At 57.4% G+C, this 26,195-nt stretch carries 23 protein-coding genes, 2 tRNA genes and 2 rRNA genes (1 of these 27 only partly in view); 18 read left to right on the top strand and 9 right to left on the bottom strand.

Going from position 1 to position 26,195, the window contains the following annotated elements; translation table 11 throughout:
- From I5192_RS01730 to I5192_RS01775, 10 genes are all read left to right on the top strand, one after another.
- Window positions 1–2,708 (top strand): 23S ribosomal RNA (locus tag I5192_RS01730); it begins 158 nt to the left of the window's first position.
- 185 nt (window positions 2,709–2,893) lie between these two features.
- Window positions 2,894–3,008, top strand: a 5S ribosomal RNA gene (gene rrf, locus I5192_RS01735).
- Between the two features lie 122 nt (window positions 3,009–3,130).
- Window positions 3,131–3,207: transfer RNA gene (locus I5192_RS01740), tRNA-Met, on the top strand.
- A 780-nt stretch (window positions 3,208–3,987) separates the two neighbouring features.
- Window positions 3,988–5,190, top strand: coding sequence for a 3-oxoadipyl-CoA thiolase (gene pcaF / locus I5192_RS01745; RefSeq protein WP_223117612.1), 1,203 nt, complete (start codon window positions 3,988–3,990; stop codon window positions 5,188–5,190).
- Between the two features lie 15 nt (window positions 5,191–5,205).
- Window positions 5,206–6,198 carry a 1,2-phenylacetyl-CoA epoxidase subunit PaaA gene (gene paaA / locus I5192_RS01750; protein WP_170404695.1) on the top strand — a complete coding sequence of 331 codons (993 nt, stop codon included), beginning with the start codon at window positions 5,206–5,208 and terminating at the stop codon, window positions 6,196–6,198.
- 23 nt (window positions 6,199–6,221) lie between these two features.
- Window positions 6,222–6,506, top strand: a complete 285-nt coding sequence (gene paaB, locus I5192_RS01755; RefSeq protein ID WP_170404692.1) for a 1,2-phenylacetyl-CoA epoxidase subunit PaaB — start codon at window positions 6,222–6,224, stop codon at window positions 6,504–6,506.
- Window positions 6,506–7,273 (top strand): 1,2-phenylacetyl-CoA epoxidase subunit PaaC, encoded by a 768-nt coding sequence (gene paaC / locus I5192_RS01760; protein ID WP_223117613.1) that lies wholly within the window; start codon window positions 6,506–6,508, stop codon window positions 7,271–7,273. The genes paaB and paaC overlap by 1 nt, the downstream gene beginning before the upstream one ends.
- Before the next feature lie 6 nt (window positions 7,274–7,279).
- On the top strand, window positions 7,280–7,738 hold the full coding sequence (paaD, locus tag I5192_RS01765) for a 1,2-phenylacetyl-CoA epoxidase subunit PaaD (protein ID WP_170511230.1): 459 nt from the start codon (window positions 7,280–7,282) through the stop codon (window positions 7,736–7,738).
- A gap of 14 nt (window positions 7,739–7,752) precedes the next feature.
- Window positions 7,753–8,826: a 2Fe-2S iron-sulfur cluster-binding protein gene (locus I5192_RS01770; protein WP_170636486.1), complete on the top strand. Its 1,074-nt coding sequence runs from the start codon at window positions 7,753–7,755 to the stop codon at window positions 8,824–8,826.
- Between the two features lie 12 nt (window positions 8,827–8,838).
- Window positions 8,839–9,597 (top strand): Phenylacetic acid catabolic protein, encoded by a 759-nt coding sequence (locus tag I5192_RS01775; protein WP_223117614.1) that lies wholly within the window; start codon window positions 8,839–8,841, stop codon window positions 9,595–9,597.
- A gap of 3 nt (window positions 9,598–9,600) precedes the next feature.
- Here I5192_RS01775 and I5192_RS01780 read toward each other — a convergent pair whose 3' ends face one another.
- The 5 genes from I5192_RS01780 to paaG form a co-directional block, all read right to left on the bottom strand.
- Window positions 9,601–9,816: a hypothetical protein gene (locus I5192_RS01780; RefSeq protein ID WP_170511540.1), complete on the bottom strand. Its 216-nt coding sequence runs from the start codon at window positions 9,814–9,816 to the stop codon at window positions 9,601–9,603.
- A gap of 69 nt (window positions 9,817–9,885) precedes the next feature.
- Window positions 9,886–10,482 (bottom strand): TetR/AcrR family transcriptional regulator, encoded by a 597-nt coding sequence (locus I5192_RS01785; protein WP_170596872.1) that lies wholly within the window; start codon window positions 10,480–10,482, stop codon window positions 9,886–9,888.
- Window positions 10,483–10,504: 22 nt separating this feature from the next.
- Window positions 10,505–11,812 carry a phenylacetate--CoA ligase PaaK gene (gene paaK / locus I5192_RS01790; protein ID WP_170511538.1) on the bottom strand — a complete coding sequence of 436 codons (1,308 nt, stop codon included), beginning with the start codon at window positions 11,810–11,812 and terminating at the stop codon, window positions 10,505–10,507.
- Between the two features lie 15 nt (window positions 11,813–11,827).
- Window positions 11,828–12,256: a hydroxyphenylacetyl-CoA thioesterase PaaI gene (gene paaI / locus I5192_RS01795; protein ID WP_170397710.1), complete on the bottom strand. Its 429-nt coding sequence runs from the start codon at window positions 12,254–12,256 to the stop codon at window positions 11,828–11,830.
- A gap of 1 nt (window position 12,257) precedes the next feature.
- Complete coding sequence (gene paaG / locus I5192_RS01800) at window positions 12,258–13,043, bottom strand: 2-(1,2-epoxy-1,2-dihydrophenyl)acetyl-CoA isomerase PaaG (RefSeq protein WP_223118251.1); 786 nt, start codon at window positions 13,041–13,043, stop codon at window positions 12,258–12,260.
- A gap of 200 nt (window positions 13,044–13,243) precedes the next feature.
- Here paaG and I5192_RS01805 point away from each other — a divergent pair, with 200 nt between their 5' ends.
- The 8 genes from I5192_RS01805 (at window position 13,244) to I5192_RS01840 (ending at window position 22,840) form a co-directional block, all read left to right on the top strand.
- The gene (locus tag I5192_RS01805) at window positions 13,244–14,263 is read left to right on the top strand and encodes a TRAP transporter substrate-binding protein (protein WP_170397704.1); all 1,020 of its coding nucleotides are present in this window, start codon (window positions 13,244–13,246) and stop codon (window positions 14,261–14,263) included.
- 54 nt (window positions 14,264–14,317) lie between these two features.
- Complete coding sequence (locus tag I5192_RS01810) at window positions 14,318–14,821, top strand: TRAP transporter small permease (RefSeq protein ID WP_223117615.1); 504 nt, start codon at window positions 14,318–14,320, stop codon at window positions 14,819–14,821.
- On the top strand, window positions 14,821–16,173 hold the full coding sequence (locus I5192_RS01815) for a TRAP transporter large permease (RefSeq protein ID WP_170397698.1): 1,353 nt from the start codon (window positions 14,821–14,823) through the stop codon (window positions 16,171–16,173). Before I5192_RS01810 ends, I5192_RS01815 begins: the two co-directional genes overlap by 1 nt.
- 27 nt (window positions 16,174–16,200) lie before the next feature.
- Window positions 16,201–18,225 (top strand): phenylacetic acid degradation bifunctional protein PaaZ, encoded by a 2,025-nt coding sequence (gene paaZ, locus I5192_RS01820; protein ID WP_223117616.1) that lies wholly within the window; start codon window positions 16,201–16,203, stop codon window positions 18,223–18,225.
- Between the two features lie 52 nt (window positions 18,226–18,277).
- Entirely contained in the window at window positions 18,278–19,081 is an 804-nt protein-coding gene (locus tag I5192_RS01825) for a PaaX family transcriptional regulator C-terminal domain-containing protein (protein WP_170397693.1), read from the top strand.
- 202 nt (window positions 19,082–19,283) lie between these two features.
- Entirely contained in the window at window positions 19,284–20,255 is a 972-nt protein-coding gene (locus I5192_RS01830; protein WP_170397690.1) for an alpha/beta fold hydrolase, read from the top strand.
- Window positions 20,256–20,337: 82 nt separating this feature from the next.
- A tRNA-Met gene (locus tag I5192_RS01835) sits at window positions 20,338–20,414 on the top strand.
- 332 nt (window positions 20,415–20,746) lie between these two features.
- Window positions 20,747–22,840: a 3-hydroxyacyl-CoA dehydrogenase NAD-binding domain-containing protein gene (locus I5192_RS01840; protein ID WP_223117617.1), complete on the top strand. Its 2,094-nt coding sequence runs from the start codon at window positions 20,747–20,749 to the stop codon at window positions 22,838–22,840.
- A gap of 153 nt (window positions 22,841–22,993) precedes the next feature.
- On the opposite strand, the gene rpe is transcribed toward I5192_RS01840, so the two are convergent.
- The 4 genes from rpe to I5192_RS01860 form a co-directional block, all read right to left on the bottom strand.
- Entirely contained in the window at window positions 22,994–23,683 is a 690-nt protein-coding gene (gene rpe / locus I5192_RS01845) for a ribulose-phosphate 3-epimerase (RefSeq protein ID WP_223117618.1), read from the bottom strand.
- A gap of 125 nt (window positions 23,684–23,808) precedes the next feature.
- The gene (locus I5192_RS01850) at window positions 23,809–24,285 is read right to left on the bottom strand and encodes a class I SAM-dependent methyltransferase (protein WP_170397683.1); all 477 of its coding nucleotides are present in this window, start codon (window positions 24,283–24,285) and stop codon (window positions 23,809–23,811) included.
- 18 nt (window positions 24,286–24,303) lie between these two features.
- Entirely contained in the window at window positions 24,304–25,056 is a 753-nt protein-coding gene (locus I5192_RS01855) for a polysaccharide deacetylase family protein (RefSeq protein ID WP_223117619.1), read from the bottom strand.
- Complete coding sequence (locus tag I5192_RS01860) at window positions 25,053–26,195, bottom strand: glycosyltransferase family protein (protein WP_223117620.1); 1,143 nt, start codon at window positions 26,193–26,195, stop codon at window positions 25,053–25,055. The genes I5192_RS01855 and I5192_RS01860 overlap by 4 nt, the downstream gene beginning before the upstream one ends.

Below are 26,195 nucleotides of genomic sequence, written 5' to 3' on the forward strand. Positions count from 1 at the left end.
CTAATCAATAATGAGCATGAACAGGTACTTAAGACCTGAATACATAGGGTTTTAAGAGCAAACCCGGGGAACTGAAACATCTAAGTACCCGGAGGAAAGGAAATCAATTGATACTCCCCTAGTAGCGGCGAGCGAACGGGGACCAGCCGAGCCAGATAAGTGACTAGAACACGTTGGGAAGCGTGGCCATAGCGGGTGACAGCCCCGTATAGGAAGCTTTGATGGACGTATTAAGTAGGGCGGAACACGTGAAATTCTGTCTGAAGATCGGAGGACCACCTTCGAAGGCTAAGTACTCCTTGCTGACCGATAGCGAACCAGTACCGTGAGGGAAAGGTGAAAAGCACCCCGACGAGGGGAGTGAAACAGTACCTGAAACCGAACGCCTACAATCAGTCGGAGGATCCTCGAGATCTGACGGCGTACCTTTTGTATAATGGGTCATCGACTTGGTCTTACGAGCAAGCTTAAGCCGTTAGGTGTAGGCGTAGCGAAAGCGAGTCTTAATAGGGCGAATGAGTTCGTGGGATCAGACCCGAAACCGAGTGATCTAGGCATGGCCAGGTTGAAGGTAAGGTAACACTTACTGGAGGACCGAACCCACATCCGTTGAAAAGGATCGGGATGAGCTGTGCCTAGGGGTGAAAGGCCAATCAAACTCGGAGATAGCTGGTTCTCTGCGAAATCTATTTAGGTAGAGCGTCATCCGAATACCCCGGGGGGTAGAGCACTGGATGGGTAATGGGGCCCCACAGGCTTACTGATCCTAACCAAACTCCGAATACCCGGGAGTACTAGATGGCAGACACACTGCGGATGCTAACGTCCGTAGTGGAGAGGGAAACAACCCTGACCTACGACTAAGGCCCCCAATTCATGGCTAAGTGGGAAAGCAGGTGGGACGACCAAAACAACCAGGAGGTTGGCTTAGAAGCAGCCATCCTTTAAAGATAGCGTAACAGCTCACTGGTCTAAATAAGTTGTCCTGCGGCGAAGATGTAACGGGGCTCAAGCCATGAGCCGAAGTCTAGGGATGCGTAAGCATCGGTAGCAGAGCGTAGTGTGACATAGAACCTTGTCTATATTGCCGCCGGTTATGCGGCGCGAGTAATCGCGCTCAAGTAGCCACAATGGCGGTAGCGCAGACATAGGTTCTTTCGATGAAGCGGGCGCGTGAGCGATCCCGTGGAGAGATCACTAGTGAGAATGATGACATGAGTAGCGACAAAGAGTGTGAGAGACACTCTCGCCGAAAGTCCAAGGGTTCCTGCTTAAAGCTAATCTGAGCAGGGTAAGCCGGCCCCTAAGCCGAGGCCGAAAGGCGTAGGCGATGGGAACTAGGTTAATATTCCTAGGCCAGGAGGATGTGACGGATCACAGGTGTAGTTCAATCTTATCGGATTGATTGGGCTGCTGAGTGGTTCCTGGAAATAGCCCTCCATCAGACCGTACCCTAAACCGACACAGGTGGACTGGTAGAGCATACCAAGGCGCTTGAGAGAACGATGTTGAAGGAACTCGGCAAAATACCTCCGTAAGTTCGCGAGAAGGAGGCCCGGTTCCTAGGCAACTAGGGGCTGGGGGCACAAACCAGGGGGTGGCGACTGTTTATTAAAAACACAGGGCTCTGCGAAGTCGCAAGACGACGTATAGGGTCTGACGCCTGCCCGGTGCCTGAAGGTTAAAAGGAGAGGTGAGAGCCTTGAATTGAAGCCCAGGTAAACGGCGGCCGTAACTATAACGGTCCTAAGGTAGCGAAATTCCTTGTCGGGTAAGTTCCGACCTGCACGAATGGCGTAACGACTTCCCCGCTGTCTCCAACATCGACTCAGCGAAATTGAATTGCCTGTCAAGATGCAGGCTTCCCGCGGTTAGACGGAAAGACCCCGTGCACCTTTACTACAGCTTCGCACTGGCATCAGGATTGTGATGTGCAGGATAGGTGGTAGGCTTTGAAGCGGAAACGCAAGTATCCGTGGAGCCTCCCTTGAGATACCACCCTTCGCACTCTTGATGTCTAACCGCGGTCCGTTATCCGGATCCGGGACCCTGCGTGGCGGGTAGTTTGACTGGGGCGGTCGCCTCCTAAAGCGTAACGGAGGCGCGCGAAGGTTGGCTCAGAGCGGTCGGAAATCGCTCGTTGAGTGCAATGGCAGAAGCCAGCCTGACTGCAAGACTGACAAGTCGAGCAGAGTCGAAAGACGGCCATAGTGATCCGGTGGTCCCGAGTGGAAGGGCCATCGCTCAACGGATAAAAGGTACGCCGGGGATAACAGGCTGATACTGCCCAAGAGTCCATATCGACGGCAGTGTTTGGCACCTCGATGTCGGCTCATCTCATCCTGGGGCTGGAGCAGGTCCCAAGGGTACGGCTGTTCGCCGTTTAAAGAGGTACGTGAGCTGGGTTTAGAACGTCGTGAGACAGTTCGGTCCCTATCTGCCGTGGGTGTAGGAGACTTGAGAGGAGTTGCCCCTAGTACGAGAGGACCGGGGTGAACGATCCACTGGTGGACCAGTTGTCGTGCCAACGGCAGTGCTGGGTAGCTATGATCGGACAGGATAACCGCTGAAGGCATCTAAGCGGGAAGCCCCCCTCAAAACAAGGTCTCCCTGAGGGCCGTGGAAGACCACCACGTCAATAGGCCGGAGATGTAAGCGCAGTAATGCGTTCAGTTGACCGGTACTAATCGCCCGATAGGCTTGATTTGATCCAGTAATGGAAAGACAAGACCAAAGCATACACACCTTGAGTTGGATAACGTCGCAGCGTCAAGCCGCGATGTTGGTTGATTATATAACCGAGTGGCAACGCGCCTTTTGCAAGCAAAAGACGCTGCCTGCCACCTCGTCGCTTTCCTGCAACGCAGGAAAGTCGACATGGGCTTTTCCTCGGTTTGGTGGTCATAGCGCAAGTGAAACACCCGGTCCCATCCCGAACCCGGAAGTTAAGCACTGCCGCGCCAATGGTACTTGGGCTTAAGCCCCGGGAGAGTAGGTCACCGCCAAACCTAGAAAAAGCCCACATCTCTCTAACACGATGAAAAGAACACTACCCGGTCTCAAGTAGCCGAATAGGCGATAGACCAACACAAGACCTCAAGTAGCGTAAGCGATAGGTCACTTAAAGTGTCGCGGGATGGAGCAGCCCGGTAGCTCGTCAGGCTCATAACCTGAAGGTCGCAGGTTCAAATCCTGCTCCCGCAACCAACTTTAGAAAATCCCAGAGCAGCCCGCGCAGACTACAAACAGTCCACCGGACCGTTCGATTAACGATCAAACCTCGTCAGGCTCATAACCTGAAACTCAGAGGTTCAAATCCTACTCCCGCAAACAAAAAACACCGTGCAACATCAGATGTTTACGCACCGCCCTAGGGCGGTTTTGTTCATTCTGGGACGCCCCCAAAGTAAGCAAATCCGCAAGTTCCCCAACAAGTTTAATCGCATACTTCCGTTCTTTGGGGACCTACTGGGTCTCCGACAGAAGGCAGCGGATGATCGCCATCACCTCGGCTTTTGTGTATAGATCATTCAACGCTTCTTTTCAAAGTTAACTTGATGATTGGCGATGACTGGAGGCAGCTGTTGGGACGAAAGCGGTTAAGTGTCATTCATTAAACGCTATAGGTCAAAACCAGCCAATCCGGTTCGATGTCTGCTGCAGATACTGACGTTTACTGGAACTCCAATCTGAGAATGGCAACCTTTCAAACTGCCTATTCGAAGCGGTCTAAGTACTTTTTCGATTTGTCAAATTTTGTGTTGAAGGAACCCTTATCAAAGGTCTGAGACGGCATCGGCGCAGATGGTAAGCCGGCAAAGACTACGTTTCACACGACCAAGTTACTCGCAGCAAGCCAAAGCGTTACGGAAAAAGCAAGAAAACGTAGATGAAGTAACATAAAGCTTGCTGCGAATCGATGAGAGGCTTATTAACCGACCTATCGGTCACTTAATGATGTGAATTCAAATTCGGAGTAATCGACCTATGGACGCCTTTATCTGCGACGCCCAGCGCACCCCGATCGGACGATATGGTGGTGGACTAAGCCAGGTGCGCACAGATGATCTTGCCGCCCTGCCAATCGCTTCGCTTGTCGCGCGTAACCCACAGGTGGATTGGTCCAGTCTGGACGACGTGATTTATGGCGATGCGAACCAAGCCGGTGAAAGCAACCGCAATGTGGCGCGGATGGCGGCGTTGCTGGCAGGGCTGCCGGTGGATGTACCGGGAACGACAATCAATCGGCTCTGCGCGTCTGGCATGGATGCGGTGGGCATGGCTGCGCGCGCCATCAAGGCTGGGGATTATGACATGGCGATCGCGGGTGGGGTCGAAAGCATGTCGCGTGCGCCATTTGTGATGCCCAAGGCAACATCCGCCTTTACTCGTGCCAATGCCGTTTACGACACCACGATCGGCTGGCGCTTTGTGAACCCGAAAATGGAAAAGGAATTTGGTATCGACTCGATGCCCGAAACAGCGGATAACGTAGCGGCAGCTTATGGTATCAGTCGCTCCGATCAGGACGCGTTTGCCGAACGCAGCCAGGCCCGCTGGGCCGCGGCGCACCAGACCGGGGTGTTTCAGGAGGAGATCACCCCGGTCACAATCCCCCAGCGCAAAGGTGACCCGGTAGTGGTCGACACCGACGAGCACCCACGTCCGGGGACTACAGCAGAGAAACTGTCTAGCCTAAAGGGCATCAACGGGGTGGACAAGACTGTGACCGCCGGAAACGCCTCGGGTGTTAACGACGGCGCGGCGGCGATCCTGATGGCGAATGAATCTGCTGCGGCAAAGAACGATCTGATCCCGATTGCCCGTGTGGTTGGCATGTCCGTTGCTGGGGTGGAGCCGCGCGTGATGGGCATCGGCCCGGTTCCAGCCAGCCGTAAGGTGCTTGCACGGGCTGGGCTCAGCATTGATCAGATGGATGTGATAGAATTGAACGAGGCGTTTGCCTCGCAGGGCCTAGCCACGCTGCGCGAACTCGGGGTGCCTGATGATGCGCCGCATGTGAACCCTAATGGCGGGGCAATCGCCATTGGCCACCCGCTTGGAATGAGCGGTGCGCGGCTAGTGATGACTGCTGCCTATCAACTGCGCCGCACCGGAGGCCGCTACGCGCTCTGTACCATGTGTGTCGGGGTAGGGCAGGGTGCCGCACTTATTCTTGAACGTGTGTAAGGGAGGAGACCTCACATGTACGCTCAGATGATCAAAACAGCCGGAACAGGCGTGAAATCCCGCGAGGAGATGACCGAGCAGGAACGCGCGTTTCAGGACAAGATCGACGCCGATATCAAGATCGAGCCCAAGGATTGGATGCCCGACGACTATCGCGCGACACTGATCCGTCAAATTGGCCAGCACGCACATTCTGAAATCGTAGGCCAGCTGCCCGAAGGAAACTGGATCACCCGAGCGCCAACGCTGGAGCGCAAGGCGATCCTGCTGGCCAAGGTGCAGGATGAGGCCGGGCATGGGCTGTATCTCTATTGCGCGGCAGAAACGCTGGGTGTCAGCCGGGATGAGATCACCGAGATGCTGCTGGACGGGCGCATGAAATACTCGTCGATCTTTAACTATCCGACCCTGAACTGGGCTGATATCGGCGCGGTCGGATGGCTGGTCGATGGCGCTGCGATCATGAACCAGGTTCCGCTGCAGCGGACGTCCTTCGGACCATACTCGCGCGCAATGATCCGCATCTGCAAAGAAGAGAGCTTTCACCAGCGCCAGGGCTATGATGCGATCCGCAAGATGGCAGAGGGTACGCCAGAGCAGCGTAAGATGGCGCAGGATGCAATAAATCGACTGTGGTACCCGTCGCTGATGATGTTCGGGCCGTCGGACAAGGAAAGCGTGCATTCGGCGCAATCCATGGCGTGGAAGATCAAGATCAACACCAATGACGAGCTGCGCCAGAAATTCGTGGATCAGACCGTGCCTCAGGCCGAATATCTGGGTCTGAGTATCCCTGACCCGGACCTGAAATGGAACGAAGAACGGGGCCATTATGATTACACCGACCCGGACTGGTCCGAGTTTTTCGATGTGATCAAGGGCAACGGCCCCTGCAATGTCGACCGGCTGGCCGCGCGTAACAAGGCGTGGGACGACGGTAAATGGGTTCGCGACGGGCTGCTGGCTCATGCCCGCAAGAAACGCGCCGCAAATCTGGCTGCAGAATAAGACTGCCCTGAGGAGGATACCAAATGAACAACGAATGGCCCCTGTGGGAAATCTTCATCCGCGGACAACATGGCATGAGCCACCGCCATGTTGGGTCGTTACACGCCCCGGACGCGGAAATGGCGATCAAGAACGCGCGCGATGTCTACACGCGCCGCAACGAAGGCGTTTCGATCTGGGTGGTTGAGGCCAACAACATCTCGGCCTCATCGCCCAGCGACAAAGGTCCGCTGTACGAGCCCAGCGAAAGCAAAGTGTACCGCCATCCAACCTTCTTCGATATTCCCGAAGAAGTGGGGGCGATGTAATGAGTGTTCCGGTTTCCAATGACGCTTTGCTGCAGTTTCTGCTTCGGATGGGGGACAATACCCTGATCCTCGGCCATCGCGTCAGCGAATGGTGCGGTCATGCGCCTGTGCTGGAGGAAGACATCGCGCTGGCCAATACCGCGCTGGACCTGATCGGTCAGACTCAGATGTGGCTGGGTCTTGCGGGTGAGATCGACGGCGGAAAATCCGCCGATGATCTGGCCTTTCTGCGAGATGCCTGGGATTTCCGCAATGTGCTGCTGGTCGAAGTGCCGAACGGCGACTTCGGCCGCACGCTGATGCGTCAGTTCCTGTTCGATGCGTGGCATTCGATCATGCTGGGGCGTCTGATGACATCCTCTGACGACCGGGTCGCGGCGATTGCCGCCAAGGCCAGCAAAGAAGTTAGCTATCACCTCGAACGCTCGGGCGACACGGTTGTGGGCCTCGGCGACGGGACCGAGGAAAGTCATGCCCGCATGCAAGAGGCGCTGGACTATCTCTGGCCATATGTCGGCGAGATGTTTGCCAGTGACGATGTTGATGCAGAAATGGTTACGGCGAGGATTGCCCCGAACCCGGCAGATCTGCGCGCAGAATATGACGCTCTGATCGAGCGTGTGCTGTCCGAGGCGACACTAACCATTCCCGAAAGCCGCTTTGCCCATAAGGGCGGGCGCGACGGTCGCATGCATACCGAGCATCTGGGCCATCTTCTGACACAGATGCAGTGGTTGCAGCGCGCATATCCCGGCGCGAAGTGGTAAGGATCAATGCGGGCTTCAACGGATCAGGTGTGGGAATGGCTGGACGCTGTACCAGACCCTGAGATTCCGGTGATCTCGGTCGTCGATCTGGGCATTGTACGCGATGTGCGATGGGATGATGACACTCTGACGGTTACCGTCACGCCGACCTATTCAGGCTGCCCGGCGACCTCGGTCATCAGCATGGATATCGAAACTGCGCTGCGTGATCATGGAATCGACGATCTGCGGATCGAGACAAGTATCGCACCGGCTTGGACCACCGATTGGCTCAGCGACAAGGGCCGTGCTCGGCTCGAGGATTACGGCATCGCCCCGCCGCAGCCTGCAGGTGGACCTGAACGCTGCCCACATTGCGGTAGCAAGGCGGTTGAAAAGGTCAGCCAGTTTGGCTCGACCCCTTGCAAGGCCCATTGGCGCTGCACCGACTGCCTGGAACCTTTTGACTATTTCAAGTGCATCTGAGGGAGGATCACCGGATGGCACGCTTTCATGATCTGGAAGTTACCGATGTTCACAAAACCATCCGCGATGCGGTGGTCGTGACGCTGAAACCTGTAAACGGTTCAGCCGATGAATTCGACTTTACCCAAGGCCAGTACCTGACCTTCCGCCGCGATTTCGATGGGGAAGAACTGCGCCGGTCCTATTCGATCTGCGCGGGCAAGGATGAGGGCATTCTGCAGGTGGGGATCAAGCGCGTGGATGGCGGCGCATTCTCGACCTGGGCCAACTCCGATCTAAAGGTGGGCGATACGGTGCAGGCGATGCCGCCGATGGGTAGCTTTTACACCGCAATCGATCCCTCCGCCGAAAAGCATTATCTGGGCTTTGCGGGTGGGTCGGGCATCACGCCGGTTCTCTCGATCCTGAAGACGACGCTTGCCCGAGAACCACATTCGCGGTTCACATTAATATATGCCAACAAGGGCGTGAACACGATCATGTTCCGAGAGGAGCTTGAGGACCTCAAGAACCTCTATATGGGGCGTCTGAACGTGATCCATATTCTGGAAACAGACGCGCAGGAAATCGAGCTTTTTACAGGTCTGGTCACGCAAGACAAATGTGCCGAACTTTTTGAACACTGGATCGATATTGAGAACGTCGACACGGCTTTTATCTGCGGCCCCGAGCCGATGATGCTGGGCATTGCCTCAGCCCTGCGGGCGCATGGGCTGAACGACGGGCAGATCAAGTTTGAACTCTTCGCCAGCGCTCAACCCGGTCGGGTCAAGCGCAAAGTGAGCGGGGCGGACACGGCATCTCAGGACAACCAGACCAAAACATCAATCACCATGGACGGGGCAACGCAAACGATCACCATGCCGAAGGATCAATCGATTCTCGATGCCGCGTTGGAGAATGCGATGGACGCGCCTTACGCCTGTAAGGCCGGGGTCTGTTCAACCTGCCGCTGCCGGGTGCTTGAGGGCGAGGTCGAGATGGTCGCCAATCACGCATTGGAAGACTACGAAGTCGAGAAAGGATACGTCCTGAGCTGTCAGGCCTATCCGCTGACCGACACTGTAGTCGTGGACTACGATCAGTAGACGGAGGGAATGATGGCTGAAGACATGACAATCGAGAGCTATTTGGCAGCGGGTGGTGTCCTGAGTAATCCAACCAACGTGCCTCCGCGCTATCGTGCAGAGCTCATGAAACTGATGGCGACCTTCGTGGACAGCGAACTGGCCGGCGCAGCGGGCTTTGCCGACATCATAAATCTGGGCCCGGGCATCAAGGAACGCATCGCGGCGGCCAAGATTGTGCTGGAAAAGACCGACAACGCAGATCGTGTCCTGAAAATCATGGGCGAGTTCGGAGCCAACACTGACCGCTATGCAAATCACCATCCCTGGACCACACGTCTGGATCGTGATGCGGATATCCGGGCTACGCGGTCCGAACACGACATGCGCCTTGCTGTATTCAACTATCCGATCGAAGGATGGGAAGATGCCGTGGTTATGAACCTGCTGATGAGCCTGGCGGTTGACGTCCAACTGGCTCAGTTTTCGCAGATATCCTATCAGCCTCTGGCCGAGGCCTTCCGCGAGATTTCCCCGATCGAGGCGCGCCATGGGGAGCTTGCGCTTGAGGGTGCGGGCAAGCTGATCGAACAGGGAAAGGCTGCAGAAATGCAAGCGTCGGTCGACTATTGGTGGCCCCGGGTCGCGGCAAGTTTTGGGGCGGGCACAGCCGAGAAAACCGAAACGCTCCGCAAGCTGGGGCTGCGGCAATTAACCGGGATTGAGATGAAAGATCAGTGGACAGTAAAAGCGACCGAACAGGTCGAAAAGCTGGGACTTGAAGTACCCTAGCTTTCAAGGTTGGCGTTTACGGCTCAACAACCCATACTTCACGGCCAATCCGCGAAGCGTGCGACGCTTTCGCCGATCTTTCTTCAATGACTGCTGGGCTTTAGCACCACATTTCCGATTGAACTCAAAAACGTCAATCACCCGCTCGGCGCAGCCACAGGCTTCGCCCAGACCTACTTTGGCGAAATAGAATTTGTCGAAACGATCAGGGCGTTGCATGGGTAACCTCCGCCCTTATTGAACCTCATCCTGACCGAAGAGCCAAATCAACTCTGTGCCAACAAGGGTTCAAAGGCCATCAACACCTGATAATGTCAGATTGCTTACCAACGCGGCGTAATCGCTGCGCGCGTCGGCATCCGCCCCGGCATTCCACATGTAGAACCAGTTCAACATTCCGAAAACGGACATGGTCGTGGCCCGAAGCTTGGCCGCATCATCCTTGAAAGTTGCAGGCGAGATGCTGGCGATGATGTCACTGACGAACACCACCAGATCCCTCTGATAGCTACGCAGCAGATTCTGCTGCTCTTCGGGCAATGCGGACATGCCGCTGGTTTGCACGCGATGCTCATCATCCACGCCTTGATAGGCCAGTAGGATTTCCCGCACCACCCGTTTCAAGCGATCCGCGGGTTCCATCCCGTCAAGGTCCAAGCCGCAAACCTGGTCACGCAATTGCAGCAGGTAACTGTCGAGAATATCAAACAGAATGGCGTCCTTGCTGTCGTAGTAGTGATAAATATTGGCCTTGGATATCCCGCACTCCCGCGCCAGCTGAGACATTGACGCCCGATCAAATCCTTCCTGCGCGAAGACGCGGGCGGCGCATTTTAGGATGCGAGTTCGTTTATGGTCGTGGTCTTTTGCTATCGTGCGCGCCAAATCCTGACCCTCCGTCTGTCGCTTAGATGTCCCGATTGTCAATCACGCGCCGGGCCTTGCCTTGTGAGCGTTCTACCTCGCCCGGCTCGCCTATATCGATCTCGGTCGAGATGCCAACCACCTCTTTAATCCGGCGAGATAGCATCCGAGCAGCGGCGGTTTTGCTCAGCTCATCGGCTGCATCCGGCGTTGCTTCGACATGCACGCGCATCGCGTCCATCCGGCCAGCTTTGTAAAGTTCGATCTGGTAGTAGGGCGCCAGACCGCCGGTTGCCAGAACCTGCTCCTCGATCTGACTGGGGAAGACGTTGACACCCCGCAGAATGATCATGTCATCCGAGCGGCCCGTGATCTTTTCCATCCGACGCATCGACCGAGCCGTGCCGGGCAAAAGCCGCGTCAGGTCACGGGTGCGATAGCGGATCATCGGAAGACCTTCTTTGGTCAGCGTGGTGAACACCAGTTCACCAATCTCACCATCAGGCATGACCTCGCCGGTCTGCGGGTCGATGATTTCGGGGTAGAAGTGGTCTTCCCAGATCACGGGCCCGTCTTTGGTTTCGACGCACTCATTGGCGACGCCCGGTCCCATGATCTCGGACAGGCCGTAGATATCGACGGCATGCATATCGAATGCTTGTTCAACCTCGGAGCGCATCGAATCCGTCCAAGGTTCAGCGCCAAAGACGCCGACAGCCAAGGAACTTTCGCGCGGATCGAGTCCAATCTTGTGATACTGCTCAAGAATGTTCAGCATATAGGATGGTGTTACCATAATCCCGTCAGGTTTGAAGTCAGTGATCAGGTCGACCTGCTTGCCGGTCTGCCCACCGCTCATCGGGACGACCGTGGCCCCCAGACGTTCGATTCCATAATGCGCGCCCAGACCGCCGGTGAACAGGCCATAGCCATAGGCGTTGTGCACCATGTCGCCCCGGCGCAAACCGCTGGCACGCAACGACCGCGCCACCAGATCCGCCCAGTTGTCTATGTCGCCTTGCGTATACCCCACGACGGTTGGCTTGCCCGTCGTTCCCGACGAGGCATGAACACGAATGATCTGCTCACGCGGGACCGCAAACAGACCAAAAGGATAGTTTTCCCTCAGATCGTTTTTGTAGGTAAACGGAAACCGTGCCAGATCACTGAGGGACTGAAGGTCGTCAGGATGCACACCGGCCTCATCAAACCGCTGCCGGTACATAGGCACGTTGTCATAAGCATGGCGCAGCGACCATTTCAGCCGATCCAACTGTAGGTTGCGGATTTCATCAATCGAGGCGATCTCTATCGGATCAAGATCCGCCTTGTTCGGAGTAAGATCCTTCATGCCATCCCCCTCATCTCAGGTCTCGTCAAACACCGGGCCTTTGACCGCGCGGGAAAAGCCCCGAAATTCTGCGATCTTTTGTCCGGCTTGGTTGGTTATGGATACGTCATAGATACCGCTGCGCCCTGTCAGGCTCAGTTCCGTTGCGCGGGCCGTCAGCAGATCACCGGATCGCGCGGGCGCGACGTAGCTGATCACATTGTGCTGGGCGACCGTGGACTGGTTGCGACTATTGCAGGCAAAGGCAAAGGCGCTGTCGGCCAACATGAATGTCACGCCGCCATGGCAGATCCCGTGCCCGTTGCAGTGATGGTCAGCCACCTGCAACGCCAGCGTCGCAGCGCCTTCATCCATCTCCACCAGTTCCATGCCTGCCCATTTCGAGGCATTGTCCCGCCCCCACATGGCAGCAGCGGCTTTCTGGGCGCGTTCCTTCGGCGTCATCTCATTCTCCCCGAAATACTGGCGCACGCTTTTCCAGAAACGCAGTAACGCCCTCGGCATAGTCGACGCTTTCGCCGCAGGTTTTCATTGCGTCCGCCTCAATCTCGAGATGATCGGTCAGGGTATTCGTGGCAGCCGCCTGTATCGTCTGTTTCGTCAGGCCAAGTCCCAGCGTTGGACCATTGGCGAACTGTTCCGTTAGCGCGCGCGCCTCGGTCATTAGTTCAGCGTCTGGAATTGCTTTCCAGATCAGCCCCCAATCCGCAGCCTGCTTTGCTGGCAGGGGTTGCCCAGTCAGGGCCAGCCCTTTGGCTCGGGCTTCACCCAGCAAACGTGGCAGATGCCAACTGCCGCCGGTATCAGGTATCAGGCCCACTTTGGAAAATGATTGGATAAACTTGGCAGAGTCAGCGGCAAGTACCACATCACAAGCCAGGGCTAGATTCGCACCCGCCCCGGCGGCAACGCCATTGACGGCGCAGACAACAGGTAATTCCAAAGACCTGATCAGGCGGACCAAAGGTGCGTAGAACGTGCGAACCGTATAGCCCAAATCCGGCGGACCCTCCATCGTGGCAGGGTTTCGATCGCCCAAATCCTGCCCTGCGCAGAACCCGCGCCCCGCGCCGGTTAACAGCACCGATCGGGCACCACCGTCACGCGCGGCCTCAAGTGCAGCGCGCAGGGCATAGTGCATCTCATCAGTGAAACTGTTCAGGCGATCAGGGCGATTGAGTGTAATTTCAACCCATTGACCCATATTCTGCGAAATAATCGTGTCGGACATGCCCGGTTCGCTTTTCATAAGTTACAACAAACTTCTTGCATAAACCGAACGGTTGGTCAATAAATTCTATAGCCGTTTGTGACTCGGCGATCGGAAATGCACTTTGGCCAGCGGGCGGAACAGCATTTCTCGTCGTTGATAGTTACAAAACGTACCATTAACACATTCACGACTTGCGATTTTGAGGAGGAGACCCGGTCATGAAATTCACCAAGCTCACCACATTGTTGGCGTCTGCAACCTTGGCGGTGTCCGGCACCATTGCTTTTGCGGCTGACTACACCCTGACAATTTCCAGCTGGGCCCCACCCACCCACGGCATCAACGCAAAGATGTGGCCCAAATTCGTCGAAATGGTAGAGGAGGCCACTGACGGGCAGGTCACCGCAGAGCTTAAGCTGGGTATCGCTCCACCGCCTGCGCAGATGGACCTGATTATGGATGGCGCGGCCGATGCCTCGATTATCTTTCACGGCTATCAACCGGGACGCTTCGTCACCACCAAGCTGATCGAACTGCCTGGTTACGAAGGCTCGGCCGAGGACGCTTCGGTTGCCTACTGGCGCGCCTACGACAAGTACTTGAAAGCTGCTGACGAGCATCGTGGTGTCAAAGTCATCGCCTTGCACACGCATGGACCCGCGCAGCTGCATTCCAGCGCGCCAGTAACCACTCTGGATGAGGTTTCGGGCCTGAAAGTACGTATCCCGGGTGGCGTTGGCGGAGACGTTGGTGCGGCGCTTGGCGCGACCGGCATTCAGGTGCCCGCTCCGAAAGTCTATGAAACACTGGCATCGAAAGCCGCTGACGGCGTGGTCATGCCACTGGAATCGCGCAAGGGTTTCAAGCTGACCGAGGTTGCGCAGAACGTCTATGAGATGCCCGGTGGCCTCTATCGTGGTTCGTTTGCATTCATCATGAACGAAGACACCTTCGCAGATCTGCCACCCGAGCTGCAGACGGCGCTGGAAGAAAACGTATTCGGTGAACCGCTGAGCCGTGAGATCGGCAAAATCTGGGATGAGATCGACGCCACTGGACGTGAGGCAACCGAGGCGGCAGAAGGCAATGCCATCAACGCTGCCACTGACGCGGATATGGAGAAGTTCTCGGCCATCGCCGAAGACATCCGCGGCAAGGTCATCGCCGAGGTTGACGCAACAGGAGTCGACGCACAGGCCGCATATGACATGATCAAATCGGAAATGTCCTCGAACTGATCCGACTGCAGGGCGGCTCTTGCGCCGCCCTGACTTACCCTGCGCGAGTTTCCCATGACCCCTATTATTCAGCTTGTGCGCCGTGCCAGCGCCCTTCCCGTGATCGTGGCCTGCATTGCACTGTTTATCCTGATGGTAATGACCTTTTGCGACGTGATCCTGCGTTCGGTCTTCAATGCGCCCATTGAGGCCGCCACCGAGCTGACGCGCATTCTGATGGCAATTCTGGTGTTTTCTGTCCTCCCGATCGTCTCCACCACCAATGGCCATATCGCGGTCGATCTGACAGACGGGTTCTTCCACCGTCTGCATCTGTCGCGTGCGCGGGACGTTGTGATCTATGTGGTCAGCGGCATCATGCTGTTCTGGCCGGTCCAGCGCGTTTGGGTCCTGGCCGAGCGTGCGCGGGATTATGGGGATGTAACCGAATATCTTTCAATCCCCACCTACCTGATCGGCTGGTTCATTACCCTGTCTGTTGCCATCACTGCACTGGTGATGATCGCCACTGGGCTGCTAAGGGCCTTCGCCCCAAATACACTGTCGGAGCCTATGTAATGACCGCAGCGCTAATCGGATTTGCGATTGTATTGATCTTGGTGCTGGTGCGCCTTCCTATCGTCTTTGCCATGGGTCTGGTCGGCACATTGGGATTTGCCTATGAGCGTGGCGGCTCAATCTTTGATGAGCGCGGGATGAAGGCTGCCATGTCCATGGTGGGCCGACAGATCACCGACACTGCGCAGGACTATGGTCTGTCGGTTGTGCCGCTGTTCATCCTGATGGGCCTGTTCGTGAACAAGGGCGGCATGGCGCGCGAGCTTTATGCGGTGTCCAACGCCTTTCTTGGCCACATGCGCGGTGGTATTGCCATGGCAACGGTTGCGGCCTGTGGCGGATTTTCGGCTATCTGCGGATCGTCGCTGGCAACCGCCGCCACGATGTCAAAGGTCGCGATGCCGCAGATGCGGCGTTACGGCTATTCCGATGAACTCTCGACCGCCTCGATTGCCGCCGGTGGTACGCTTGGCATTCTGATCCCTCCATCGGTCATTCTGGTCATCTACGGGTTGCTGACCGAGACCTCGATCGGGAAATTGTTCATGGCGGGCATCATCCCCGGCATCCTTGGCATCCTCTTCTACCTCTTTGCTGTGCGCTGGACCGTCTGGCGTAACCCCGAAGCCGGGCCCGCAGGCGAGCGCGCCACCTGGTCCGAACGCATCCGCGCGCTGGGTTCGGTTTGGGCTGTGCTGTTGTTGTTCTTCCTAGTTATTGGCGGGCTTTATGGAGCCTTCGATTTTGAGCCCCTAAACCTGACATTCTCACCCACCGAGGCCGCAGGTATGGGGGCCGCTGGGGCCTTTCTGATTGCACTCTTTCGTGGGGGTCTCACGGTTGGCTCGACATTCGAGGTGCTGAAAGAGACCTGCTTTACCGCGTCTGCCCTGTTTGCGGTGCTGATTGGCGCTCAGATATTCTCAAATTTCATCAATCTGGCCGGTTTGCCCGAAGCCCTGATCGCGATGGTGACCGCCTATGATGTTGCTCCGTTTGTCGTGATCCTGATGATCCTTGGTATCTACATCATTCTGGGTTGCGTCTTTGAATCTCTCTCGATGCTGTTGCTGACGGTTCCGATCTTCTTCCCGTTGGTCACGTCTCTGGGCTATGACCCAATCTGGTTTGGCATCGTCGTCGTGGTTGTCACCGAAATCTCGCTGATCACTCCACCCGTAGGCCTGAACGTCTTCATCCTGAAAGGCGTGGTGGGTGACGTCTCGACCGGCACCATATTTCGTGGCGTCACTCCGTTCTGGATCGCCGATATCTTCCGCCTCGCGCTGATCGTGCTGGTGCCCATCGTGGTGCTGTATCTGCCGCAGCAAATGGGCGCTTTGGGACACTAGTCCCACCGCATCAAACAGGAGAACACCATGTCCCTGCATCAGATTTCCAGCTTCGCCGCTGGTACTTGGGTCGCGCCTGGAGAAGGCGCACGCACCATCGCGTCCGCCATCACTGGCGCACCGTTTGCAAGCGCTGGCAATGCCGCGCTCGACGTGCAGGCGATGCTTGACTATGCGCGCAATACCGGTGGCCCCGCGCTGCGCAAGTTAACGTTCCACGACCGTGCTCGGATGCTCAAGGCGCTGGCGCAAGAGCTTTCGGCGCATAAACAAGCCCTTTACGACCTGAGTTTCGAAACCGGAGCTACGCAGAAGGACCACCTGATCGATATCGATGGTGGCATCGGCACGATGTTTGTCTTTGCCTCAAAAGGCCGGCGCGAGATGCCGGATGCGCAGGTTTATCTGGACGGCGAAATCGAGCAGTTGTCACGCAATGGCACCTTTTTGGGGCAGCATATCTGCACGCCCCTGCAAGGGGTCGCGGTTCATATCAACGCCTTCAACTTCCCGGTCTGGGGGATGCTGGAAAAGCTGGCCCCGACGCTGCTGGCTGGCGTGCCTGCAATCGTCAAGCCGGCTACCAACAGTTGCTACGTCACCGAACTGGCAGTGCGGATCATGCTGGATAGCGGCATCCTGCCTGCCGGTGCGCTACAGCTGGTCTCGGGCGGGTTGGGCGACATGCTCGATCACTTGGATTGTCAGGATGTGGTCAGCTTCACAGGCTCGGCGAATACCGCGTTGAAGCTGCGGCAGACGCCTGCGATCTTGCAGAACTCGGTCCGGTTTGTGGCCGAGCAGGACAGCTTGAACGCTTCCATCCTCGGGCCCGATGCCACGCCCGGCACGCCCGAATTTGACCTGTTCGTCAAGGAAGTCTCGCGCGAGATGACCACAAAGGCGGGCCAGAAATGCACTGCCATCCGACGCATCATCGCGCCCCAGCTGCAGGTCGACGCCATAATTGCCGCGCTGTCTGACCGATTGGCAAAGATCACCATCGGCGACCCCCGTTCCGACACCACTCGCATGGGCGCGCTGGTGTCGAACGGGCAGAAAGCCGACGTTCTGGAAAAGGCAGCTCTGATCGGGCAAGAGGCTGAACGGGTTTATGGCAACCCCGACGCGTTCGACCTGCACGGCCCTGAAACCGGCGCATTCGTTCCCCCGATGCTGTTTTACTGTGCTGACCCCGACAAAGCGCAGCGCGTGCACGATACCGAGGCCTTCGGCCCAGTTTCGACCCTCATGGGCTACCGCGATCTGGATCATGCGGTGGCACTTGCCAATCGCGGGCAGGGGTCTCTGGTCACGTCGCTGATCACTCACGACACAAAGGTCGCGCACAACGTAGTGATGGGGGCCGCAGCCTATAACGGGCGGATTTACATCAACGACCGCGACTCGATGGCTGAATCGACCGGCCACGGATCTCCGCTGCCCCATATGGTGCATGGTGGGCCGGGCCGTGCGGGCGGTGGTGAGGAAATGGGCGGCGTGCGCGGTGTGAAACACTATATGCAGCGCACGGCCATTCAGGGCTCCCCGCGCATGCTCAGTGGTATCAGCACCAAATGGGTGCCCGGAGCGCCCGAAATCCAAGGTCCGGCACATCCGTTCACCCGTAAATTTGGTGAGTTGCAGGTCGGCGAGACGCTGCACACAGCCTCGCGAACCATCACGCTGGAGGACATCGAACACTTCGCCAATTTCACCGGCGATACCTTTTATGCGCATATGGACGAGGACGCGGCGGCGCGAAATCCGTTCTTCCCCGGTCGTGTGGCGCATGGTTATTTGTTGCTCAGCTTTGCGGCTGGTCTGTTTGTCGAGCCGAACGAGGGGCCGGTGCTGGCCAATACCGGGCTGGACGGGCTGCGGTTCATGAAGCCCGTTGTTGCTGGCGACAGCATCAAGGTGCGCCTGACGGTAAAGCAGAAAACCCCACGCAATGACGACTATGGTGAGGTTCGCTGGCACGTGTCCCTGACCAATCAAGATGACGAACCGGTCGCAGAATACGAGCTTCTGACCATGAACGCCCGCTGACCCGCTGTACTACCTGTTTTTCTTATTGGGCCTAATGGGTTAAACTGGGTCCATGACCGAAAAGACCTCGTGGTTCGAAACGGCTGTGGCCGAACTGGCGGACCCGCAAGACCAGCGGGTCTGGTCGATTATCGTCTCGCTGTTTGGTGACATGGCACAAGAGCCCGGCGCGCAAATCTCGGGCGGTGTTCTGACCCGGATAATTGAGCCGATGGGCATCAAACCCGAAGCGATCCGCGTCGCTCTGCACCGGCTGCGCAAGGACGGCTGGATTGAAAGTGACCGGATTGGACGCGTCTCGCGCCATGTCCTCTCGGAATTCGGCCGGACGCAATCCGCCGCCGTCACGCCGCGCATATATGCGCGCGGTCCTTCGCCCATTGAAAATTGGCATCTTCTGATCGCCGAGGATGGATCGGGCACACAAGTGCTTGAAGACGTGATGCTCAGCGACGACTATATCCCTATTGGGCGCAACGTAGCGATGGGTGCGGGTCCCGTTCCAGATCAGTCGGACGGTTTGCTGGCCTTGGACATCTCTCCGCACGCAGCCCCCAAATGGGTGCAGGATCGGTTGTGTCCACCCGAATTGCGCGCCTCTTGCAAGGCTCTTCTGGGCGCGGTCGTACGCGCCGCAAAGTCCCGTCCCGAAGGCTGGGCGCCAACCCCCTTGCAGAGCGCAACACTGCGCACCCTGCTGGTGCATCGGTGGCGGCGCGTCGTGCTACGCCAGCCGGACTTACCTTTGGCTTTTTATCCTGTTGATTGGGCTGGCCCTGCTTGTCGCGATAGCGTGTTCGGGCTGCTTGATCTGCTGCCACGCCCCTCGGCTGACGTACTGAGCGGTAGTAGTTGACCGCTGAGCGGTCTGTTCAACCATATTATCAGTGCGGCGCACATACCGGGTGCTGGGAGCTTTTCTGACCAAGTCATACCAATTTACACACCAATAATTAGGTTGCGGTTATCTGCCTGCCAATTCAGCCGTTCAGAAAACGCATGGTGCAATCGGGCTCCGGGCAATACCATCGCCTGTGCAAACCTGCCGGAGAACCGTGATGTCGATTTTGCTAACGATTGTCTTGTTGCTGATGTCCCTTTTGCTGGGGATGCACATCTGGACTCGCCGCCTAACGCGGCAGGGCACCGAAATGGTGCCGCAACTGGGGCGGATCGTGCCCGTTCACGGTGGCAGCATTCACTATGTCGAAAAAGGCGACCCTTCCAACCCGACTATTGTCATGATCCATGGCCTATCAGGCCAATTGCAGCATTTTACGTATGCGTTAGTGGATGATCTTGCTCAGGATTATCACGTTCTCGCGGTTGACCGTCCGGGCTGTGGCTATTCCACGCGCGATGCTGCCCAGTTGGCGGAATTGCCCGAACAAGCCCGCATGATCCACGAGTTTCTGGAAACAAAGAACGTCGATCAAGCCACACTGGTCGGTCATTCTCTAGGTGGCGCCGTGTCTCTTGCGATGGCACTGGATTATCCCGACAACACGGCGGCATTGGCGCTTCTGGCCCCCTTGACGCAACAAATGCCGGAACCGCCCGCCGTTTTCAAACCACTTGAAATCCGTACCGAGTGGCTGCGCAACCTTATTGGCAATACAATCGCCGTCCCGATGGCCCGAAAAACCGCACCCCTCGTCCTGAAAGACGTCTTCGCACCCGAGCCCGCGCCCTCAGACTTCCTGAACCGTGCTGGGGGTGCCCTTGGTCTTCGCCCCTCAGCCTTTATCACCGCCTCACAGGACGTTGTTGGGGTAGAGGCCAGCATGGGTGCCCTGACTTCACGCTATAACGATCTGCGCGTGCCCGGAGGCATTCTGTTCGGGACAGAGGACCCGATCCTGTCCGCCGAGCTACACGGTGCCACAATGACGAAATTCGGCCTGACCTTTGAGGTCATGGAACACCGGGGTCACATGATACTCATCACAGAACCCGAAGTCTGCGCGCGTTTCATCCGCCAGATCGCCGAGAATTCCCGCACCCGGCTGGCAGAGCAGGACGCGCATTGAATAACGCAATAAAGAATCTCGGCAGGCACGCTTTTCCCTCTTGACCCTCCCCGGCCCCTCGCTTAAATCGCCTCTCACTCGTGGCGGAGTAGCTCAGTTGGTTAGAGCAGCGGAATCATAATCCGCGTGTCGGGGGTTCAAGTCCCTCCTCCGCTACCAGAACTTCCCAAACAAGTACTGCGGCCCTGTTAGCTGGGTATCCATTTGGATCGCGCCCTCGGGTTCCGTGCGAGTTCAGACCAAACGCTGCAGTTCTTTGCGCTTCGTCGGTCTGAGGCCGCGAAGCGAGTTCTACCGCAACGTAAAAGGTTGGTTCCGGGCATGAACCGCGTGATTATGGTACTAAATCCGAGAAAATCAAATAAACCGAACGATCGGTCGAAAATATAGTTGAATACGAACGCAGACCGGGCCAGTCTTTGATCGCGCCGTGTCCGGGGATTCCCTGATTTACTACTGGCATCGCATTTCGTCTGAGGAGGCACGATCATATGACCAAAGTCATCGGGTATGAGAAAGTGGGCGATATCGCCGTTTTGTCGGCTGAGAACCCACCCGTTAACGCGCTGGGCGTGGATGTGCGCCGGGGTTTGTTGTCGGCGATCGAACGTGCCGAAACAGAGGGCGCGCGCGCGGTTTTGATCTATGGTGAGGGTCGGACTTATTTTGCAGGCGCAGACATTCGCGAGTTTGGCAAGCCGCCACAGGACCCGTGGCTGCCCGCACTCTGTGATCGGATTGAGGCGTCGCCCTTGCTGGTGGTTTCTGCGTTGCATGGAACCGCGCTTGGTGGTGGGCTTGAGGTTGCCTTATCCTGTCATTATCGCGTTGCCGTGCCGTCTGCGAAGGTGGGGTTGCCCGAGGTTAATCTTGGTATCATTCCTGGCGCTGGCGGCACCCAGCGCTTGCCGCGTGTTGCCGGAGTCGAGGCTGCATTGGACATGATCACGACGGGGCGGCACGTCCGAGCTCCAGAAGCGCTTGAGATGGGTGTGCTGGACAAAGTTCAGGATGGTGATCCGCGCGAGATCGGCCTGGCCTATGTCAGAGAGCTGCTTGCAACTGATGCACCTCGGCGTCCTGTTTGCGATATGGCCCGGCCCGCCCCAATCGATTTTGATGCGGCCTATAACGCGGTGCTGAAGAAGGGCCGGGGCCAACTGTCGCCTGCGATTGCAGTGCGGGCAATACAAGCCAGTTGCGAGGCCGAGGATTTTGCATCCGGTTTGGCTCGCGAACGGGAATTGTTCATGGACCTGATGGCCTCGGATCAGCGCAAAGGGTTGATCCACGCATTCTTTGCGGAACGTGCGGTTGCAAAATTGCCCGAGTTGAATGGGGTCGAGCCGCGGGACCTGCAACAGGTCGGCGTCATCGGCGGCGGCACGATGGGCGCTGGGATTGCCACCTCAGTTCTGCTGGCGGGGCTTCCTGTCGTGCTGCTTGAGATGTCACTCGAGGCAGCGCGGTCCGCTAAAGATCGTATCGCGGCAAATCTGGCTGGCGCCGTGAGGCGCGGAAAGCTGAGCCAGGACAAACATGATGATATTCTGCAGAACCGGCTGACCCTGGCCACGGACTATGACGCACTGAGTGGCGTCGATCTGGTGATCGAAGCCGTGTTCGAGGACATGGCAGTGAAGAAAAAGGTTTTTGCGCAACTGGATGCGGTCTGCAAAAGCGGTGCGGTATTGGCGACCAATACCTCATACCTTGATATCAACGAAATTGCCGGATCGACCGAAAGGTCACGGGATGTCATCGGTCTGCATTTCTTCTCCCCAGCACATGTGATGAAACTGCTTGAGATCGTGGTGGCGGATCACACCGCGCCCGAAGTTGTGGCAACGGGTTTCGCGTTGGGCAAGAGGTTGGGCAAGGTGGCCGTTCGGGCAGGTGTGTGCGACGGGTTCATAGGTAATCGGATTTTGGGCACATATCGGAACTGTGCTGATCACATGGTGCTGGATGGGGCGAGCCCATTCCAGATCGATGCTGCGCTGACCGGGTTTGGATTTGCGATGGGCCCCTATGCAGTGTCAGACTTGGCCGGATTGGACATTGGCTGGGCGGCGCGCAAGCGGAAACGGGCGGCAGGCCAGGATCCACGCGTTCGCGACAGTTTCTATGCCGACAAGCTGTGCGAGGCCGGACAGTTCGGCCAGAAAACCGGCAAGGGCTATTACATATATGAAAATGGCAAGCGGGCTGGAGAGCCGAACCCCGAGCTGACATCATTGATCGAAGCCGAGCGTGCGGCTCAGAACATAACTCCACGCGCGTTTACGGATGAGGAGATCATACGTCGCTATATGGTCGCGATGGTGAATGAGGCGGCGAAGGTGGTAGGCGACGGCATCGCGCGTAGACCGCTGGATGTGGACGTTACGCTGCTCTATGGCTACGGTTTTCCGCGCTACTGGGGTGGGCCGCTGAAATGGGCAGATTTGCAGGGTTTGCCGGGCGTATTGAACGATATCCGCAAGTGGGCTGAAGAAGATGCCTATTTCTGGCAACCTGCACCCCTGCTTGAACAACTGGTGGCCGAGAACCGCTGCTTTGATGATCTCAACAAAGATGCCTGAAGTCTCGGGGCAAAGGCTCCCGCGCCTGCGCAACATTAGCTGCGCCAATATTGCTAGCCGCCTTGGGCCCGGCATCGCGCAAAGCGCGATGCCGGGCCTAACAGGAGGAGGCGTTTCGTAAGAAACGTCGACGACTGGCGGGAGGGTTTGTTGTTAACCCAGTGCACCTTCGGCAGCAGTCCGCACAGCGCGAATATTGTCGCCATAGACCGACGGGTTTGAAACTGACCCGCCTTTAAAAACTGCTGATCCGGCGACCAACACGTCAGCGCCTGCGGCGGCCACCAGAGGCGCTGTTTTGGGATCAACACCGCCATCGATTTCGATATGAACCGGACGGTCGCCGATCATCTCGCGCAATCGCCGCACCTTTGCGGTCATGTCGATGAATTTTTGCCCCCCGAAGCCGGGGTTGACGGTCATAACGCACACCAGATCAGTCAGATCCAACAGCTGTTCGACGGCCTCGGCGGGAGTCCCGGGATTCAACGCGATCCCCGCTTTCATTCCCGCAGCGCGTATCGCCTGCAGCGTGCGGTGCGAATGCGGCCCTGCCTCGACATGCGCGGTCAGCACATCAGCCCCCGCATCAGCATAGGCTTGAATGTAAGGATCGACCGGAGTGATCATCAAATGCACATCCATGACGGTCTTAACATGCGGGCGAAACGCTTTGACCGCCGGGGGACCAAAAGTGAGGTTCGGGACAAAGTGGCCGTCCATCACGTCCACATGAACCCAATCCGCCCCTTGTGCTTCGATGGCCTGTATCTCCTGTCCAAAATTGGCGAAATCGGCGGACAGGATCGAGGGCGCGATCTTGATGGAACGGTCAAAGCTCATGACTGGCCTCATGTGGGTGTGCTGTTGCGGTGGCGTATACCCTCGACTCGCGTCAATGCATAGGCCTGACTGCGGTGAATCTGATCGATAGATTCAATATACAAACCCGCCAGTTCAAAGCCTGCTCAGGCGCGATAGAAAAGATATCGATCGGGCGCGATGGTCTCGGGGCCTTCAATCTGCGCAAAACCCGTCAACGGTTGCCCTGAAATCAACAACCCACCGGGTCGCATGACCTGTTTGATCAAAGGGCTGAGGCGCGCCGCTTCGGCAACATCTTCTGACTTGATCCCGCGGCCGAAATCGTAGTGCGCCAGCGCGATTGTTTGGCCTGCGTCCGCCAGTTTACGCAACATCGGCTCGGCCTCACCCTGCAGGAAATCCTGTGCCGGTGGCGTGCTGTCGGGATGACACTGCAAGACGCGATCCATCACCCATATACGCCGAGAGGGCAGGATCTCACGCAGATGATCATAGGTACGTCCGTTACCTAGCCCCAGGTCCAGAACGTCCCCTTCCATGGTGCCGATCTGTGCGGCGGCCCAGTTCAGCCCATCGCGTTGCGCCGTCAAGCGGCGCAGCATGGAATCCAGTCGGCTCATTCGGGCTCTCCTTGCGGTTTAGTTGCGTGGTGCGGTCCAGGGTGTGCCCGGTCCATCAAGCAGCCTGTGCAACAGATCCTGTGTAAACGTCCAGATGTCCTGATCATGGACCAGATGATGCGTCAACACCCCAAATGCTTCGGCATTGTCTGCGCGACCGGTGCGTCGGTCATGCAGCAGCTCAACTGTCTGTGCGATCAGTCTGTCAGGGTCGATTAAACCGCGCGTCCCGCGCCAGTCGATTGGATCGAGATGTGTGTTTATCTGCGCGAGGCCGGGCGCCGCGAGCGGTATCTTCCGGGGGGTCGCCGTCGACAGTATCCGATAGCCCAGCCCGTGAAGCTGCATGGCGACTTTGGAGTCGATCCGATTCCACGGGGGCACAAACATCGGACGCAAGTTGTCACCGAACAAACCTCGCAGCCGGGACAATCCAGCCTCGGCATCTGCAACTACCGCTTCAAGGGGCCGGTGCAGGCGAAATTCGGCTTTCTTCTCGTCTGCAGGCGCGTGGTTCTGATGCGCCCAGCCATGCACAACCGGGATCAAAACAGACTGATCTGACACATACTCTGCAAGTACCGTCTGCGCCTCACGCGGGATTACCGCCAGATGGACTGGCAGGCCGAGCTCGTCTGACATGGCCGATAGCTTTTCTATCTGTGGTGTCACTGTAACTGCATCGTCATCACGCCACCACAAGGGCAGGGTCAATCCTGCATCCTGCCAGCGCCGCAACTCTGACTGCAAGGGGCGCCAATCAGACCTCATCGGCTGGCCTCGTACAAGCTCACTGCAATATCCACTGACCGGCGCGCGCCATCAAACCCTTCGGTCATCGGGGGGCGTTCAACACTCGAAATGACATGCTCCAGCGCATTGGCCAGCGAGCCGGCGGTCAGGTCAGAACTGTTAAGCACCTCGATCCCGTTCAACTGCGAAAGAGATCGCGCGCGCAAAGATTGCTCAACCTCTTTGCCATCATCGAAGGGGATCAGAACCGCCGGGGTACCGCTTTGCAGCAGGTCCATGGCGGTGTTGTAACCGCACATGCTGACCGAGGCGGCGGCAAGCGGCAGCATTTGGCGAAAATCAGGGCGGACGGTTTCAAGAAGAACCGATGAACCCTCGGCCATTTGCGAAAGCTCGGCGATCCGCGCATTGGCATCCTGCCCGCCCACCAACAGGCGCCAGCGCCAGTTGGGCATCTTTCGGGCGGCCTCGATGGCCGCTTGAAAGATCGGCTGGCCGACCGACCCGCCACCCGCGCTGACCAATATCTCGCCCTGGCCTATGCCATCTGGATGGCTTGGCGCAGCACTTGGGGCGACGAAACCGGTGTAATGAAGGCGCGATGCCAGTTGAGCCGAGACAGGCCAACTGACCTCCAGCTTGGTGATCTTGGGGTCGGAATGGACCAGAACGCCGTCGTAAAACTCTGCGATAACCTCATCCGTTTGGGTTACCTTTGCGGGCTTCGATGGCGGCGCAAGAATGTCACGGATCGAACCAAGGATGACGGGTGGCCGAGGTAGGTCTCGTGCGGCTTTCAACGCAGATTTGAACTCCGCGGCCAAAGAGCGCCGCCCGAACGGATAAAGCTCGGTGATCAGAACCTGCGGCCCGAAGCTGCTTACCGCCTGCGTCAGGGCGTTTGTGCGCGCAGCGAAGTAGGCCAAGTCGGCCACAGCGCCATTCTGATCAAGCAGGCGGGTGAAATCGGTGCCATCAGACCGCAGCGGCGGTAAATTCAGTAATGATAATCCACGTGTGTCAAGCTGAGGCGCAGGCAGGCCACCCGAGACCACAAATACCTCGTGGTCCAGTTCGGCGAATGCGCGCCCCAATGTGAGGGCCCGGCTAAGGTGTCCGGTCCCTAGCAAATGGGTAACAACGATCATCACCTTCAT

The sequence above is a fragment of the Ruegeria sp. SCSIO 43209 genome (assembly GCF_019904295.1).
Classification (GTDB): Bacteria; Pseudomonadota; Alphaproteobacteria; order Rhodobacterales; family Rhodobacteraceae; genus Ruegeria.